This window comes from Flavobacterium sp. GW823-FHT06G12 (assembly GCF_058794775.1).
This window is the reverse complement of the sequence record NZ_JBXAHE010000004.1, coordinates 337,967-353,637: the sequence shown is the minus strand read 5'-3', so window position 1 is coordinate 353,637 and position 15,671 is coordinate 337,967. Positions and strand designations below refer to the sequence as shown.

At 34.1% G+C, this 15,671-nt stretch carries 13 protein-coding genes; all 13 read right to left on the bottom strand.

The window, feature by feature from the left end; translation table 11 throughout:
• Nucleotide 1: 1 nt before the first annotated feature.
• Nucleotides 2-1,165, bottom strand: coding sequence for an ABC transporter permease (locus AC1Q5Z_RS17110; protein ID WP_343585508.1), 1,164 nt, complete (start codon nucleotides 1,163-1,165; stop codon nucleotides 2-4).
• Nucleotides 1,134-2,318: an ABC transporter permease gene (locus AC1Q5Z_RS17105; protein WP_492446069.1), complete on the bottom strand. Its 1,185-nt coding sequence runs from the start codon at nucleotides 2,316-2,318 to the stop codon at nucleotides 1,134-1,136. Before AC1Q5Z_RS17105 ends, AC1Q5Z_RS17110 begins: the two co-directional genes overlap by 32 nt.
• Nucleotides 2,318-3,307 carry an HlyD family secretion protein gene (locus tag AC1Q5Z_RS17100; RefSeq protein WP_492446067.1) on the bottom strand — a complete coding sequence of 330 codons (990 nt, stop codon included), beginning with the start codon at nucleotides 3,305-3,307 and terminating at the stop codon, nucleotides 2,318-2,320. The genes AC1Q5Z_RS17105 and AC1Q5Z_RS17100 overlap by 1 nt, the downstream gene beginning before the upstream one ends.
• Nucleotides 3,308-4,765, bottom strand: coding sequence for a TolC family protein (locus AC1Q5Z_RS17095; RefSeq protein WP_492446066.1), 1,458 nt, complete (start codon nucleotides 4,763-4,765; stop codon nucleotides 3,308-3,310).
• Between the two features lie 437 nt (nucleotides 4,766-5,202).
• Nucleotides 5,203-6,390, bottom strand: coding sequence for an MFS transporter (locus AC1Q5Z_RS17090; RefSeq protein WP_492446064.1), 1,188 nt, complete (start codon nucleotides 6,388-6,390; stop codon nucleotides 5,203-5,205).
• Nucleotides 6,391-6,435: 45 nt separating this feature from the next.
• Nucleotides 6,436-7,656 carry a DUF763 domain-containing protein gene (locus AC1Q5Z_RS17085; protein WP_492446062.1) on the bottom strand — a complete coding sequence of 407 codons (1,221 nt, stop codon included), beginning with the start codon at nucleotides 7,654-7,656 and terminating at the stop codon, nucleotides 6,436-6,438.
• A 144-nt stretch (nucleotides 7,657-7,800) separates the two neighbouring features.
• On the bottom strand, nucleotides 7,801-8,895 hold the full coding sequence (locus AC1Q5Z_RS17080) for an AI-2E family transporter (protein ID WP_198856523.1): 1,095 nt from the start codon (nucleotides 8,893-8,895) through the stop codon (nucleotides 7,801-7,803).
• Between the two features lie 111 nt (nucleotides 8,896-9,006).
• Nucleotides 9,007-9,732 carry an ion channel gene (locus AC1Q5Z_RS17075; RefSeq protein WP_492446061.1) on the bottom strand — a complete coding sequence of 242 codons (726 nt, stop codon included), beginning with the start codon at nucleotides 9,730-9,732 and terminating at the stop codon, nucleotides 9,007-9,009.
• A 74-nt stretch (nucleotides 9,733-9,806) separates the two neighbouring features.
• Complete coding sequence (locus AC1Q5Z_RS17070; protein ID WP_343585495.1) at nucleotides 9,807-11,375, bottom strand: MFS transporter; 1,569 nt, start codon at nucleotides 11,373-11,375, stop codon at nucleotides 9,807-9,809.
• Nucleotides 11,376-11,378: 3 nt separating this feature from the next.
• Nucleotides 11,379-12,443: an HlyD family secretion protein gene (locus tag AC1Q5Z_RS17065; RefSeq protein WP_343585492.1), complete on the bottom strand. Its 1,065-nt coding sequence runs from the start codon at nucleotides 12,441-12,443 to the stop codon at nucleotides 11,379-11,381.
• Between the two features lie 11 nt (nucleotides 12,444-12,454).
• Nucleotides 12,455-13,801 carry a TolC family protein gene (locus tag AC1Q5Z_RS17060; RefSeq protein WP_492446058.1) on the bottom strand — a complete coding sequence of 449 codons (1,347 nt, stop codon included), beginning with the start codon at nucleotides 13,799-13,801 and terminating at the stop codon, nucleotides 12,455-12,457.
• A 327-nt stretch (nucleotides 13,802-14,128) separates the two neighbouring features.
• On the bottom strand, nucleotides 14,129-14,605 hold the full coding sequence (locus tag AC1Q5Z_RS17055; RefSeq protein ID WP_492446057.1) for a cupin domain-containing protein: 477 nt from the start codon (nucleotides 14,603-14,605) through the stop codon (nucleotides 14,129-14,131).
• Nucleotides 14,606-15,598, bottom strand: coding sequence for an NADP-dependent oxidoreductase (locus AC1Q5Z_RS17050; protein ID WP_492446056.1), 993 nt, complete (start codon nucleotides 15,596-15,598; stop codon nucleotides 14,606-14,608).
• Nucleotides 15,599-15,671 lie beyond the last annotated feature (73 nt).

Below are 15,671 nucleotides of genomic sequence, written 5' to 3'. Positions count from 1 at the left end.
TTTACTTATTTAGATTAATTAACAATCGTTTAATTCTTACAAAACAAATAAAACTGTAAAAAATCCATAAAAAGATTAAATGAAACAAAGCAGATGCGTTTTCCCATAATCCTGCTCCTGATTGTACCATTCTTGTATATATGGCTATAAAAGGAGTTGTGGGCAATAAATTGGCCAGCCATTGTAATAGTAAAGGAAGTGATTCGTGTGGCCAGCTGTATCCAGTAATTAAAAATATCGGATAAGTTGAAAATGCCATCATTTGCAAACAAACTAATTGAGATTTGAACAATGAACCGATAAATTGTGCCATCGGAACTAATGTTGCGATAAATAAAACCAGTAAAATACCAAGTTCTAAACCATTTGCGCGTTGAGGCAAATCGAGTATTTTATAATTTACATTTAAAAAGAAAAATGCATAAGACGAAAACAGCAGTAAATAGAACAAACCTTTTCCCCATATTCCATTAGAAACACCTGCATTCATCCATTCGCGCAAGCGTAAATTTTGCCGTTCTCCAGCCACACTTTCAGACAAACCTATTAGCAGTGTCTGCTGTAAAATTAGAGCTAATAGTCCAGGCAACAGAAACGCTCCATAACTGGATCTTTCATTAAATAATGGACGATAATCTAAATTGACTGGCATTACATTATCCATCGCGGCGGCTGTACTCATTCCTTCGCTTTTCTGAAAATATTGAAGTCTTACACCCGCGCCTATTGTCAGACAAATTTGCTGCACGCTCATTAGCAAATCACTCGAAGGCAAAAAACGTGAAGCATTTACTGCTAGAACTACGTTACTTTGTTTTAAACTTAATAGATTCGTTTCTGTTCCTTCAGGAATATAAAAATAGCCTTGACAATTTCCCTGATACATTTGTTCTTCGGCATCTTTTAAATTAGAAAAATGAATTAATTGCACTATCGGAGAGTTATCAATATTTTGCTGAAGCAATCGTGATAATCTAGAATGATCGTCGTCTACTACTCCAAGTTTTACTTCAAATTCTTCTTTATTAATGTAGATACTGCCATAAAAAAAAGCATACAATAAAGGCGCAATAAGAAGCGTAAGAAGCAGACTATGATCTTTTCCTATTAATGAAACTTCTCTAAAAAAGAGACTAATCAATGAGTTTTGCTTCTTTTTTTTCATCGAAAACTAAATTAAATTGACGTCGAAACAATAAAATTGCTGTTGGAAACATTACGGCACAAAAAATTAGGAGTTTGATTAAATCTCCTTGGGCATATTTTAAAGGCAGATTCATATAATACAGTTTAAAAAATCCGTCTAAAAATGCGGTATATGGCATTATAAGCGCAAAATATTGATCGTACCACGGCATTGCCCAACGCGGAAATGTAAAACCGCTGAATACAAAAGCAGGAGAAGTATAAAACAAAGCAACATCTCCAGACAGCATTACATCTTTGAATAATGCAGAGATAAACATTCCGATTCCTATACAAGCTAAAGACAGAAAAGTGTAAATAACAAAAAACTTTCCTGTTGCACTAGGAACTCCAATATCGAAATAAGGAAATATTACAAAAGCAATCAAAATAAAATTAATCCAACTCACTACAAGATGAGCAATTGTTTTTCCTGCAATTACATTAATAACAGAGCCATTTGAGCAATGATATAACTCCTCCATGGTTTGAGTTTTCCATTCATAATTTAATGCCAGCATACAGCTTATAATCAAAATCATCTGCATACTTACTGTAATTAATCCAGGGACTAAATACTCCTGATAATTATAAGTAGCATTATAAAGCTGATAAACATTTAATTTTATCGGATTAGCAAGTGCCATGGCTTGATCTGCTTTCATTCCTGTTTTTACAAGTTTTTGTAAAACTACTCCTGCACTACCTGTAATTATAACTTCAGCCACAGCTTTGTAAATCATTTTTGCAGGAACCAGAGAAGCGGCATTCGTATATAAAGTCACAGTGCTTGGATGCCTGCTATAAATATTTTTTTGAAGATTTGCTGGAAAATGAACAGCCCCTAAAATTTTGCCTTCGTTAATTAACCTTTTAACCTCTTCTTCACTGTAAACACGACGCGTAATATTTAGGGATTCTTTTTGTTCTAATAAAAAAGTAAGTTGTCTACTTATGGCGCTTTGATCATCATCCCAAATGGCAAAAGCTAAGTGTTTGGCTTCTTGTTTTTGATATATAAAAGCATAAAATGTAAATAATATAGCTGGCACAACTAACATAACAAGGTAAAACACCTTCAAATTTAGAATGCGCTTCCATTCTCTAATCATTATATTTATTACGCTGTTCATCAAGGTAGAATTAGTGAAGCTGTCATACCTGAACGTAATCCTTTTATTTCCGCTAATTTTTCAGGTCTAAACTCGATTGTAAATGTTCTGAGTTCAAACTCACCTTTATCTTTAGAAGGCACCCAATTGGCAAATTCTAATGTTGGAGCAATAGAACTAACTACGACATCAAAAACTTCAGGATCGCAACCAGGAACTTTTACAGAAGCTTTAGTCCCCACTTTAAGGAGATTTGCTTTGTCTTGCCTGATATTAAATTTTATTACCGTCGAATTTTTCTTTTCAATAGTCATCATAGGATAACCAATAGAAACAATTTCTCCCTGATGGGTGACCATACTCGAGATCACACCATCTGCCGGAGCCAACACTCTAGTATTATCGCCAAGCGCTTTTGTTAGTTCGTATGCCTCTTCGGCTTGTTTTACAATTGCATTTGCCGTTTTTAATAATTCTGGTCTTGCACCGTCTTTTAGCATTTTCAGGTTTAATTTTGCGGTTTCCATTTCTTTTTTGGCCGCCTGAAATTTAAAATAAAAGACATCTTTTTCTTGACCCGATATTACATCAGCATTATACAAACGTTCCATTCTATCGTAAGTAGTGCTAAACAATTTGTATTGCTCCTCACTTATTTGATATAGCTTTGAAGTCGCTTCAATAAGTTCTGGTCTTGCACCTTGAGTAAGCAATTCCTGCTGTCCTTTTGCGGCATCAATTGCTGCCAATGCTTGCGCTTTTATTGCATTGATTTCGTTTGAACGAAGTATAGCAACCAATTGACCTGTGTGCACCGTATCACCTTGTTTTACCAATAAGGAATCGAGTCTGCCCGGAAACTCGGCCGCAACATCGACACTTGATGCATCAACCATTCCTATAAAGTTATTTTCTAAATCATTATTTCCTTTAAGAAAAAAGATCAATGCTATAACAACTACTAAAATCGGAATTAGCAGCGCCCAATAATTTTTAAAAATATCTTTCATCTATTTAATAAATTGAGTGATTCTTGTTGGTTCTCCTATACTGTTTAAATATTCTGCAAGTGCCACATAATACCCAAAAACAGCCGTATAGTATACTTTTTCTATCTCCGTTTCAACTAGCAGAGCATCATTAACATCTTTTGGCGATGACATTTGATTGTTCATTCTCTGTGTTATCAAGCTACTTGTTGTACGAGCTTCTTTTCGCGCTGCTTCTAGTGCTTCAACATCTTTTTCAAGAGAATCCATCTTATTTTTTGCAGCTTTAGACTTTACCTGAAGCAGCAAACTCACATTTTCTTCTCCTAATCTAGCTTCGTCGATTAATTGCTTAGCAGCCTGTGTACGTTTGCTTGTCTGGGCATTAAATAAAGTCCATTGCAATTCTAAAGCAACAAACCAATCTGGAATGGCAACAGGAAGATCTTTTTGATAAAGGTTGAAGTTTCCAACAGCAAAAACATTTGGCAATGCTAAAGATTTACTTATTTTTTCAGCAGTTTCAGCATATGCTATTTTGCTTTCTGCCATTTGCTGAACTGGATTGGTAAGCCAAAAATCTTTCTTTGGTTCGCTTAAATTAATTCTATTGTAATTTAACGTATCCGAAATTGTCAAAACCTGATCTAGATCGGCTCCCATTAATTTGTTCAATTCAATTTGTGCATTTTTTTTATCATTCTCGATGGAGTTAAATTGACTTTTTGCTTGAATTAAAACTACATTCGTCCAATTTTTTTGATATGGAGGCAGAATTTCATTTTTTACAGACTCTTCGGCATAGGTTTTATTTTTATCTAAAGCCGTAATAATCATTTGTTGTTTCTGCATTAAAGAATTAAGATACAGTATTCTTAAATATTGAAGTGTTATTAAGAAAGTTACTTCTTTATCTACAGCTTCGACATTAAGTCCAGCAGAAGTAACGACAGACTGAGCAAGATCTACAGAAGAATTTAATTTATTTCCTAAATAAAGAGGTTGCCTCACTCCCACACCTGCCAAAAAATAAGACTGTTCGCTTAAAGACGGATTATAATTAGGATAAATGCCTCCGATTATAGTTTTCGAAGTATTATAAATTCGATCCTGCGCGGCTTGCGATAAATTACCTCCTGTGATTTCATTATATATCTGATTGGCCGTATTGACACTCTGCTTTGATGACCCTTCTACAATTCCGTCTTTAACTGACTGCAGATTAATTGTTAAAGGACTGCTTAAATAAGTATAGCTGGATAAAAGATCTACTTTTGGAAAATAGCTGTTCTTTTCAGCCTGAAGATTATATTCTACTGTTTTTAAACCCGATTTGGCTTGCTTGAGCGAAATATTATTTTGTTTTGCGGCATTAAAACAATATTCAAGCGATGCTGTTTGGGCATTTACCTCCAAACTAATAAGAGCAACTGAAAAGAGAATTAAATAAAACTTGGCTTTTAAAAGTTGTATCTTCATAACATTGCTCTTAATTTAATTTTTAAATATTCATTTACATATATAACTAAACATTATTATTTTAAACTTGGAGTAACTGCATAAATCCACACTTTTAATCTGGGGAACTTAAAAGTATCACAGCTCTATTATTGAAGGAGTATTTATTTGCATTTGAAATTAAAAATATTCAAAAGTGCAATCTTTAAATTTAGTAATTAACTCCTTTTCAATATTATAAAGTTAGTTTTTTTTTCTTAGGAAACCATTTTATTTATAAAATGAAACAAAATATTTATCTGAAAAACTTACACATAAATAAGCTATTTGTACTCATTTCTGATAAAAAGGATATTTATGAACTAATTTCTTTTTAAAGTTTGATTTAATACATGAAAGCAAAAGCCTGCAAAAATTAATTCACAGGCTTCTCCTATTATTTCAACTTCTAGTATTATTTAAGCAAGATTTTTGCTTCTTCTTCTAGCAATCTTTGCCCAATACAAAAGATATACAATTCCTAAAACGAGAATCAGAATATCAAATTTCATAATCTGCGGAATACGCATAATTTGATCGCTGTAATAACTTCCGCCTAAAAGTGCTCCACAACCAATTCCAAGTTCCATCGAAATATACATTGTGGCAACAGCTTTTCCTCTATGATCGGGATTACTTAAATCGATAGTCCAAGCGCTGACTGCTGGAGACAAAATCCCTGTACCAATTCCGTAAATTGCTGCTCCAACCAATAGCATCTGAATATCTCTTCCTTCACTTATTACAAAAAGTGCAGAAGCCGTTATAATTAATCCTGCCAATATCACTTTTGGTCGCCCATGTCGGTCTGAAACTTTTCCTGCTCCAAAACGAACTAAAACTGAGGCCACCGTAAAGGCAGTAAAGAATATACCTTTATTGGTTGCTCCAACATGCTCGCTCCAATCTGGAATTAAAGTCAAAATAAGTCCAAATGCGGTGTATGAAAGAAAAGTAATAATTCCTGCAGGAAACACATTTTTGTCAACGATATCTTTTCGTCCAATAATAAACATAGATCGGTTCAGCTTTTCTTTTGTAGCAAGAGTTTCTTTCATATTCATTACGATAATAATAGAGAAAAACGCCAAAAATGATGAGCAGTAAAACATGACATTAATTCCGTACAAATTCACAATCAAACTTCCTAATGCAGGTCCGAGCGCTCCACCAATACTAAAACACAATCCATGCATTCCTAGAGCTTCACCCCATCTATGTTGCGGAATAACATCTGCCACATAAGCTGAAGTCGATGTGGGTTTAAATCCTGTTGAAAAACCATGAACCAAACGCAACAATAAAAATCCGGAAACAGAACTCAAGATTGGATAAAGAAATCCGCATACCACACAAACCGAAGATCCGATTGCCATAACAGGAACTCTTCCCCATTTATCGGTAAGTTTACCGCTAAAAGGACGCGAAATTGCAGCCGTTAGAGTAAATAAGGAAATAATAAGTCCTTTGTATTCTGCTCCTCCCAAACTGCTTAAGTAGTTTGGAAGTTCAGGAATCATCATATTAAAACTTGATGAAAATAATAAAGAACTCAAACAAAGTAAAATGAATTGTAGGGTGTAGATTGATTTTTCGTTTTGTGACATTATTTGTTTTTTGATAACTAAAGGCTGATAAGGAATATCTATTTTTTAGAATAATTCCAACTGATTGTTTGGGTTTATAGGTTTCTTTTTTGGAGGTTTTGCATCTCCAAAAACGGTTTTTCCTCCGTATTTATGCGATTCTTCTCGTTCTCTCTGAACAAGAGCATCAAAATTTGAATTTGGAGTAAAGCTTTCTTCTGCTCTCCGCGAAATTTCAGATAGTTTCTGAATAGCGCTTAATTTGTCACTATTGCCAATTTTGGCTCGATTAATAGCTCTTTGAAGCGCATCTATCGTTTCATCGTAAATTTTTACAGGAACAGGAAACGGATGTCCGTCTTTTCCACCATGAGCAAAAGAAAAACGAGCAGGATCTTCAAATCGTGTTGGAGTTCCATAAATAATTTCGCTCACTAATGCTAATGACTGCAAAGCTCTTGGTCCCATTCCTTTTAAAAGCAGTAATTCTTCAAAATCTTCTGGTTTGTTTTCGTGAGTTGTCCAAAGCATTGCGCCCAATCTTTTCATATTCACATCTTCTATTCTCACATCGTGATGCGCAGGCATAGAAAGATACTGCATTTCTTTTATGATTTTAACCGGCGATTCTTTTACCAGCTCTAAAATTCCTTCTCGAGATTTTGTAGCGGCGTTGGCAGTAAGGTTCAATATAGAACCTTGATTTTCGCCATAAATAAAAGTATGAGGTTCGTTTATAAAAGATTTCAAATCTTGAGAATGCCAATGATATCTTCTCGCAGTTCTAGAATCTGGATTCATTCCTTGCTGAATAACAGCCCATTGCCCTTTATTATCGACAATAAAATTATGCTGATACAATTGAAATCCGTCTTGAATGGCAGTGTTATCTACTTTGGCGGTAAGTCGGCTGCAACTGGCAAGATTAACTCCATCAAGACCTGTTTTTTCGCCAACAAATAAAAGTTCCTGCGGCGTTGCCATAGAATACTTTCCTTTGCCTCCGCAGATATAAATTCCAAGCTCTTTTGAGTGCTGATTAACTGATTTTTTTAAAGCTCCAAGTACCGAAGTTGTAATTCCAGACGAATGCCAATCCATTCCCATAACAGCGCCAAAACTCTGAAACCAAAACGGATTGCTCAATTTACTGATAACTTCGGCAGTAGAAAATTCCATCGCAATGGTTTCAACAATTGCAAAACCAAGTTTAGACATTCGCTCAGCAAGCCACATCGGAACATGTCCATAATGTAAGGGAAGATCTGCCGTGCCTGAACGTTTCATTTGCGAGGAATTTATAATCCTGCAAAAATACTTCTTTTAATTGTGAAATGTGAATTGTAAAATGTGAATTGTGGGATGTGAGATGTGAGATGTGAAGTGTAAAATGATACTCGCATCTTTCATTTCACATCTAACATCTAACAATTAAACAATCTCAATATCTTCTGCTGGTTCTTCAACAGGCTCTATATTGTCGTCTAACCAAGCAACAAAAAGTTTGTAACCTATTGAAAATACAATTGGTCCTACAAACAACCCGATAAAACCCGACATGATAAAACCACCAATTACACCAAGAAAAATAACAAGCATTGGCACAAGCGCACCTTTTCCTAATAAGAGCGGTTTTAAGACATTATCTGATAATCCGCTGATGATGAAAAATACCGTCCAAAAAATGGCATAACCAGAATCTCCTGTTGAGAAAAGATAAATGATAACTCCAATATTAATAATAATTGGTCCAATCTGTAAAATAGAAAATATAAGACAAATCAAAGTCAAAATTCCTGCATACGGAATATCAGCACAAAACAATCCAATCGCCTGAATAATAGTTTGAATAACCGCAACTCCCAAAATTCCTTTCACGACTTGATAAATTGTAGAAACCGAAATTGTCATAATCTCTTCAGCCTCATTTCCAGCAATTTTTTTAAGGAATTTCATAAAAAAAGCTTTTCCACCTGGCGATACTAGTAAAATACCTGCAATAATAATAGATAGAATAAACTGAAGAAAAGCAGCACCAGAACTCAAAATACTAGCCATAATTTTAGAAGTTAATTCTTTTATCTGGTCTTGGTATTTAATAACTCCCTGTTCCAAATCTGTCGACATTGAAAGTAAAAATTCGTAAAGTGGTTTTCCTATTATTGGCCACTCTTTTATAGAAGCTCCGGGTGGCGTAATTTTTAGCGTTCCTGCATCAAAACTATCTTTCAATTCTAAGAAATTTCCCGTTGCCGCTTTTAGGAAATAAATTAAAGGCAATATCATTATAGCGATAATCAAAATAGTAATGACAACTGAAGCCAATGCTTTACGTCCTTTCAGAATTTTCTGCAACGAATTAAACAAAGGATAAAATACCACAGACAGGATTACAGCCCAGAGAATTGGCATAAAAAAAGGTAGCAGCAATTTAAGACAAAATCCTACAAGGAGAAAAATGAAAAATAACTGCAAAATAGTATCAAAGAGTTCTTTTCTCTTATTCGAATTAGTTGTTGTTTTCATGGTTATATTTTTTAATGGTGAATGGTAATTATGAGTTGTAAATTGTGAATTGTTAATGGTAAATGATTTCTCTCCATAAATCTCTTTTCTAACTTCTTTCTTATTAATACTCTAATCTTGGTTCTTGCCTTTTGATTCTTCTTTACTTCCAGTCTTATTAATAGAGAAATTAGCATCAGAAACCAGTCTTCCAATTAAGATAACAGGATATAAAACGCCTGTAAGAACTTCTATTTGAACTAAAGAGCGTGCCAACGGATGAAGAGGAACTATTTCTCCAAAACCTGTTGAAGTCATACTGATGTAGCTGAAATACATAAAAATAGCTTGGTCGCTATTGCTTGCAAATTTTGACTCTGCAATCTGAAAAGAACCTTCGATATGGTTATAAACAAATAAATAAAGCACCGACCAAAAGTGAACTAAAAGCATATAGACTACAATAGATCCTATGATGCGATAATTGGTTACAGGACCTGGCTCTAAAACTTTTACTAAAACCAAAGAGATTAAAAGAAGCATAATAGCAACCGAAAAAATAAGATCGGCAAATAAAATAAAGACATTATGATTTAAGTAATTAATCCATTGTATAATAAGAAACAGAATAGGGATTATTGAAATACTTATGGCTTGCTTTCTATGTTTTGATAATGCCACAATTCCCGCAAAAAGAAACAGCATCCAAAATATATTGACAGCCACCATAAAATGAGATTTACTCCCAAAAAACGGAATAGCAATAAAATGCATAATACACAAAAGTATCAGCATGCCGCTAAGTCCCTTTTCTTTGGTCCAAAAGCGGTATAAAAAACGATCTTTCTTTGCTATCATAATATAAATCAATGCTTAATTAGTTGCTTTTTCTAAAATCTCACCTCTTGCTTCTTCATTTAGTTTCTTCATGCTCAAATTGGTATTGGTTCTACTTCTACTCTTCCTATTGGTCTGCGCCAAAGTTTGAAAATCAGAATAATAAAAATGGGCAGAAAACAAATTGCCGACATGACGAGATAAATATCTTTGTAAGCCAGCAAAATAGAAGCTTGCGAAGTTTGGTTAGAAAGACTTTTTTCTGCTTTTTTCTGCGCCTCAGCATCAGATAATCCTAGGAATAAAAATTTCTTTTTTGAATTTTCTAGCTGGCTTTCTGCTTGCTTGTTTATTGCACTTAACTGTTGACTTAAGCCCGTTTTATGCTGTACATTCATTTTTGAAATAAAGGTTCCCAAAATAGCACCGCCCAATAAAGAAGCAAAAATGGCTTGAGCTATAATTCCTGTCATCATCCGTGAAGTGCTTAGCTGCGGTGGAACTCCTTCTGAAATATAGAGTAACGAAACAGGAAAAATAAATCCCATTCCTACCCCTTTAAAAATTAAGGGCAGATAAAAATCAGAGGCATCGATTCCTGGATAGAACCTAAAGTAGAGCGTAATATGATAAATTCCATAACAAGCAAAACCAATTATCCAAATTGTGGCCAAATAAATTCGTTTGTATAAAAGATAAGTCGAAAGCGGAATCGAAATGCATAATCCGATCAGCAATGAAAGATGTGTTACTGCCCCAAGAACAGAATCAAATCCTAAAACATTGGTCATATAACCTGTAACTACGCTTCCTGTTCCGTTCATTATCCCGATATAAAACATCATTAAAGCACCTACAATTACATTTTTAAATTTGTAAACATCAGGATTAATTAAAGGTTCTGGCGTAAATCGAACGTGAAGCAGATAAATGCCCACAGTAATAAATAAAAATGCAAAAGCGAGAGTTATTTTAGGGTCGTTAAGCCAATTTCTCGTTTGTCCTTCAGCACACAAAAAAAGAATAATCGCAAAGAATAAAATCATAATAATCCAACCTCTCCAATCAAATTGAAATTTGGTTTTAAGAGGTGCAACATCAGCTTTGTAAAAATACCAAGCCAGAATAATACAGATTAAAAAATTGAGATTTAAGAAATAAACTCCAAATGTCCAGTTATGAAAACTTACAAAATTTGCTCCTAAATATTGATACAAATGCTGACTCCCTTTTTGTATAAACTGAAAAATGCCATACATCAAAGCCATATTTAACGCTGGATTGTATTTTAACAAAATAGGCACCATAGAAGCAAATATTCCGATTATGGAAACAATTGCTAAAAGAGCACGACATAAAACAAACCACGCAATAGTTGGCGCAAACAATGAAGCAGTATTAAATAAAAGTGATAAAAATGAAACCGATAAAATCATGGTACGCACTTTAATTTGTTTTCCTAATTTTAATCCTAAAGGCAAAAAAGCTAGCATGGCAAAAATGGGAATATAAACGGCGTAACTAAAAGCTGTAGTAGAAGGTGCAAAATGTCCTAATAGCTGCGAATTATCATAAGTCGTTACATTCAATCCGTTAAAAAAAGGAATCGTCAGGATATACAATCCTGTCAGTGTAAAAAGGCTCCTTTTTTTTCCTGCAAACATCTTTTACTTTTTTACTTTAACTGTAACATTCATTCCTGGTCTTACATCTTGAAGCTCTTTAGACGAAACTTCAAATTCAATTTTAACGGGAATACGCTGCGTGATTTTTACAAAATTTCCGGTCGAATTATCTGGTTCTACCATCGAGAATTTGGCTCCTGTTGCTGGCGAAAAACCCATTACTTTTCCTTTAAATTCTTTTCCGTCCAGAGCATCGATTGTAATAGTAACTTCTTGACCTTGCTTTATTTTTTCGATTTGAGTTTCTTTAAAATTCGCAGAAATCCATAGTTTTTCACTCAGCACCATGGTGGCAATAGTTTGATTGGCATTAATTAATTCGCCAATAGACAAATTTCTTTCGCCAATAAAACCATCTGCTGGCGAGATAATTGCCGTATAAGACAACTGAAGTTTGGCCGCATCCAAATCGGCTTTCTTTCTAGCAACAGTTGCTGTAGCAGCTTCCAGATTAATCGAACTTTGTTTAGTCATAGAACTACTTGCATCTAAGCCTTTTCTTCCTGCTTTAACATAAGCTTCTTCCGATTTTAATTTGGAAATAACCTGATCGTACTGATTTCGTGTTACAGCCGAATCTGCATACATATTTTTAAAGCGCTGATAATCTTTTTGGGCTTTTTCTAAACTCGCCAAATCTCCTGCTAATTTTTCTTTTCCCGAAGCCTGATTAGAAACTGAAGTCGTAATATTTTGTTGTAACGAATGTAGATTTCCTTCGGCTATAGCCAAATCTGCATCGGCTTGTCTAACTTTAATGAGGTATTCTTCATCGTCTAAAACAACCAAAGTATCTCCCTTATGCACCAACTGATTGGATTCAAATTTTATTTCTTTAATATGTCCCGTAGCGCGAGCCACAATATTGTTCATATAAGCTTCGACCTGAGCATTATTTGTAGTTTCGTAAGAACTGAAATCGAAGAATAGGCTTAAAATCCACAACCCTCCTGTTATTAAAAAAACAAAAGACAAAATCGTAAGAACTCTGTTTCTTCTTTTTTCGCTTTTCTGAATTGCGCTATTTTGTATATCTGCTTCGCTCATAACAAGATAAATTAAAGTTTGCCCATTGCGTACTGAAGTGAATAGTATTGAATAATCAAATCTAAATTGGCATTTACCAACGAAATACGAGAGTTGTTTAATTGTAATTCGGCATCTACAATCTCACTTATTAAAGCAAAATCATTGTCGTATCGGCTTTTTACAATTTTATAATTGCTCATAGACAATTCTACATCTTTCTTATAGGTTTTGATGTTTTCTTTGCTTTCTGCATATCTCACATAAGCATTTTTAACTTCTGTAGAAATCTGATCTTTGGTCACTTCTAGAGCTAAATTGCTTTTGTCAATTTCCAATTTGTCTCCGCTTATGCGATGTTTTAAGTTGTAAAAACTAGAAATATCCCAATTTAAAGAAAGTCCTGCTGCCCAATAATTAAGTAGATTAACATAATTGGGCCATTGTGCTGGATATTCTGTATTTAGAATAAGATTTGCATTTAAATTAGGTTTAAATCCGCTTTTGGTTAAACTCAATGATGATTCTGATAATTTGATTTTTACGGCCGCCCGTTTTATCTCTTCGCGGTTAGCAAAAGCTTCTTCTAAACTTTGCTGCAAATTCATATTTTCTGTCGGAATCATGCTTTCTGCCACTTCTGGTTTCAGAATGGTGTTATTTGGAAAACCAATCAATATATCAAGATAATTGCTGATTAATTCGATGGTATTGGTACTTCTAAAGACCGAAACCTTAAAGTTAGACTGCTGTAATTCGGTTCTTAAAAGATCACTCGTCAAGTTCTGGCCATTCTTTACACGCGATTTTAATTGATTGATTCGGATATCGGTATTTATAATATTTTGTTTTGTAACCTCAATCTGACGGTATAGTTTTTCGAGTGTAAAATATTGCTCTGTTATGGCGTTTTTAACATCAGCTTCGGTCATTCTCACAGCAGATTGCTGCATTTGGGTAATTAATTCCTGCTGATTAATTCTAGTATTAAGAGCATTTCCTGCGTAAATTGGGAGTGAAGAAACAACATTGGCAAATGCCTGATGATTGTAATAATCTACAGTAACTTGGCTTTCATAAAATCCGTTATACAATTTAGGATCGCCAATATAATTGTATCCGCCGTTTAAGTTTATCCTTGGCATTTTTGCAATTTTAGCCTGACCAACATTTTCGTTAGCAATAGCCAAATCAGCATTTGCCAGTTTTAATTGCCGGTTATTTTTAATGCCTAATAAAATTGCTTCGTCGAGCCTTATTTTTTTTGCAGAAGCGAGGCTAACGGTATCTTGCTGTGCAAAACTTAAGTTAGAACCGCAGCACAATAAAACTAGAACCAAATGTTTTATATTTGGAGCTCTAAATTGCCAATAACTCATTCGATTATATTGATTTAATTTTGCTTTTTTTGGGAATTCGTAATCAATATTATTTAGCAAACATTTCAGATAAACTTGCAAATTCACCTGTTTTTAAAGTAGTACAGGCTTAGAAATTTGCTTTTTTTAAGGCAGTTATTTTTTTGAATTAAATATAGATAATTAATAATCAATACTTTAAATACAAAAATTTAAAATGGTTTCATTTTATAAGATGAAACCATTTTGAAACTTTTTTAAGTCTATCCAAAGACAAAAAAAAAGCAATAATCAAGTAGATTATTGCTTTTTACAAATAAATCAAAATATAGTTTTCGGCGTATAATTCTATTTTTCAGCTTTTGCAGCATCTAGCAAAACTGCCAATTGAATACAAGGAGAGTCTGAGCGATTGCTCCAAGCGTGATTGGTTCCTCTCTGAATTACGATATCTCCAGCTCTCAATAAAGTTTCCTCTTCATCAACAATTAGATAAATTTCACCAGAAATTATGATAATATAATCTAAAGTATCGGTCTGATGCATCAAAGGATGCGGTTGTCCTTCTGTGACTATAATGCCTAAATCTTTATCGGGTGGAATCTGGACGTAACGAAAATAGCTTCCGTTTTTGGGTGTGTTTGGAAAAGCCGTATTCTCAATAACTTTTTCTTCAAATTTTGCTGGTGTCGAATCTGTTGACCAGATATCCGAAATAATCAAACCCGGAAAATGTTCCGATACATTGGTCACAATTTCATCTTGTTCTATAATCGATTTTCCGTCTCGTAAACCAGTTACGATTCTTCTTGGTATTGTTTTCATCTAATTAATCTTCATTATTAATTTTCTGCCACCGGTTTTGTTTTCTCTCAAAATCTTAAGCGCTTTATCTACCGTTTCTTTGCTCAATCCTCCTATTACATCAATATGGGGAGCTGTAATTATTTCATTCTCCACTAAATAATTCAATTCTGACAATCCTTTTTTATAGTAATCGTATTGCTTTTCAATTCCATACGCATAGTTTGAAATATTATGAATTGTAGCTCCTTTCGAAAAAAGTATACCGCGCGATTCTGCAGTAGAAAAGTTCGTAACATCAATATACTTTCCGTTTATTTTTAAAAGTTTTGCGGCTATTTCAGCAACATTATTTCCAACTAAATCTACTGCTATATCAAATTTTTTATTTCCATTTAAAACAAAAGCCGCTTCGTAAATTGCTTCTTTTCTGTAATTGATAACTTGTTCTGGTCTGACTCCAAGATTTAATAAAGATTTTATACTTTCTTCGTTTCCAGCTGTTACCACAAAATTGGTAAAACCTTTAGCGATAAGCAGTTTAATAAAAACGTTTCCTACTCCTCCAGCCGCACCTGTAATCAGTATCGAATCGGTTAATGCAACATTAATTCTCTTAAAAGACTGCAAAGCCGTAAGTCCAGCTGATGGAATTCCTGCCGCCTCTTCAAAAGAAATATCCTGAGGTTTCTTTACTGCAATTCCTTCTGGAACACAAATATATTCTGCATAAGTACCATTTGACCCCATACTTCCAGAACCGCAAAAAATAGCATCTCCAATTTTAAATTCCGTAACCTCAGCGCCAATTGCTGTAATTATACCCGAAAATTCTCTTCCTAAAATTGGCGAATGTATTAGCTTTCTTTCCGAGCCGTTTTCGGTCATTTGATAATCAATCGGATTAAATCCTGAAGCCATAATTTTTACCTGAATCTGATGTGGTTCAGGTTGTGGAATTGCTACTGTTTCCAGCTTAAATTCTCGGTTTTCCTGTAATACAATTGCTTTCATTTTTATCATTTTAGTTTACAAAAGTATCGCCGTAATGCTTTATTTTTGTTATGGGTTAACCCAAGGTAACCGG

What these genes read in the sequence shown, in the direction of transcription:
- AC1Q5Z_RS17065 (WP_343585492.1), bottom strand. Translation starts at nt 12,443, where the DNA reads ATGAGCGAAGCAGATATACAAAATAGCGCAATTCAGAAAAGCGAAAAA.
- AC1Q5Z_RS17070 (WP_343585495.1), bottom strand. Translation starts at nt 11,375, where the DNA reads ATGTTTGCAGGAAAAAAAAGGAGCCTTTTTACACTGACAGGATTGTAT.
- AC1Q5Z_RS17110 (WP_343585508.1), bottom strand. Translation starts at nt 1,165, where the DNA reads ATGAAAAAAAAGAAGCAAAACTCATTGATTAGTCTCTTTTTTAGAGAA.
- AC1Q5Z_RS17095 (WP_492446066.1), bottom strand. Translation starts at nt 4,765, where the DNA reads ATGAAGATACAACTTTTAAAAGCCAAGTTTTATTTAATTCTCTTTTCA.
- AC1Q5Z_RS17080 (WP_198856523.1), bottom strand. Translation starts at nt 8,895, where the DNA reads ATGAAAACAACAACTAATTCGAATAAGAGAAAAGAACTCTTTGATACT.
- AC1Q5Z_RS17090 (WP_492446064.1), bottom strand. Translation starts at nt 6,390, where the DNA reads ATGTCACAAAACGAAAAATCAATCTACACCCTACAATTCATTTTACTT.
- AC1Q5Z_RS17100 (WP_492446067.1), bottom strand. Translation starts at nt 3,307, where the DNA reads ATGAAAGATATTTTTAAAAATTATTGGGCGCTGCTAATTCCGATTTTA.
- AC1Q5Z_RS17055 (WP_492446057.1), bottom strand. Translation starts at nt 14,605, where the DNA reads ATGAAAACAATACCAAGAAGAATCGTAACTGGTTTACGAGACGGAAAA.
- AC1Q5Z_RS17050 (WP_492446056.1), bottom strand. Translation starts at nt 15,598, where the DNA reads ATGAAAGCAATTGTATTACAGGAAAACCGAGAATTTAAGCTGGAAACA.
- AC1Q5Z_RS17085 (WP_492446062.1), bottom strand. Translation starts at nt 7,656, where the DNA reads ATGAAACGTTCAGGCACGGCAGATCTTCCCTTACATTATGGACATGTT.
- AC1Q5Z_RS17105 (WP_492446069.1), bottom strand. Translation starts at nt 2,318, where the DNA reads ATGAACAGCGTAATAAATATAATGATTAGAGAATGGAAGCGCATTCTA.
- AC1Q5Z_RS17075 (WP_492446061.1), bottom strand. Translation starts at nt 9,732, where the DNA reads ATGATAGCAAAGAAAGATCGTTTTTTATACCGCTTTTGGACCAAAGAA.
- AC1Q5Z_RS17060 (WP_492446058.1), bottom strand. Translation starts at nt 13,801, where the DNA reads ATGAGTTATTGGCAATTTAGAGCTCCAAATATAAAACATTTGGTTCTA.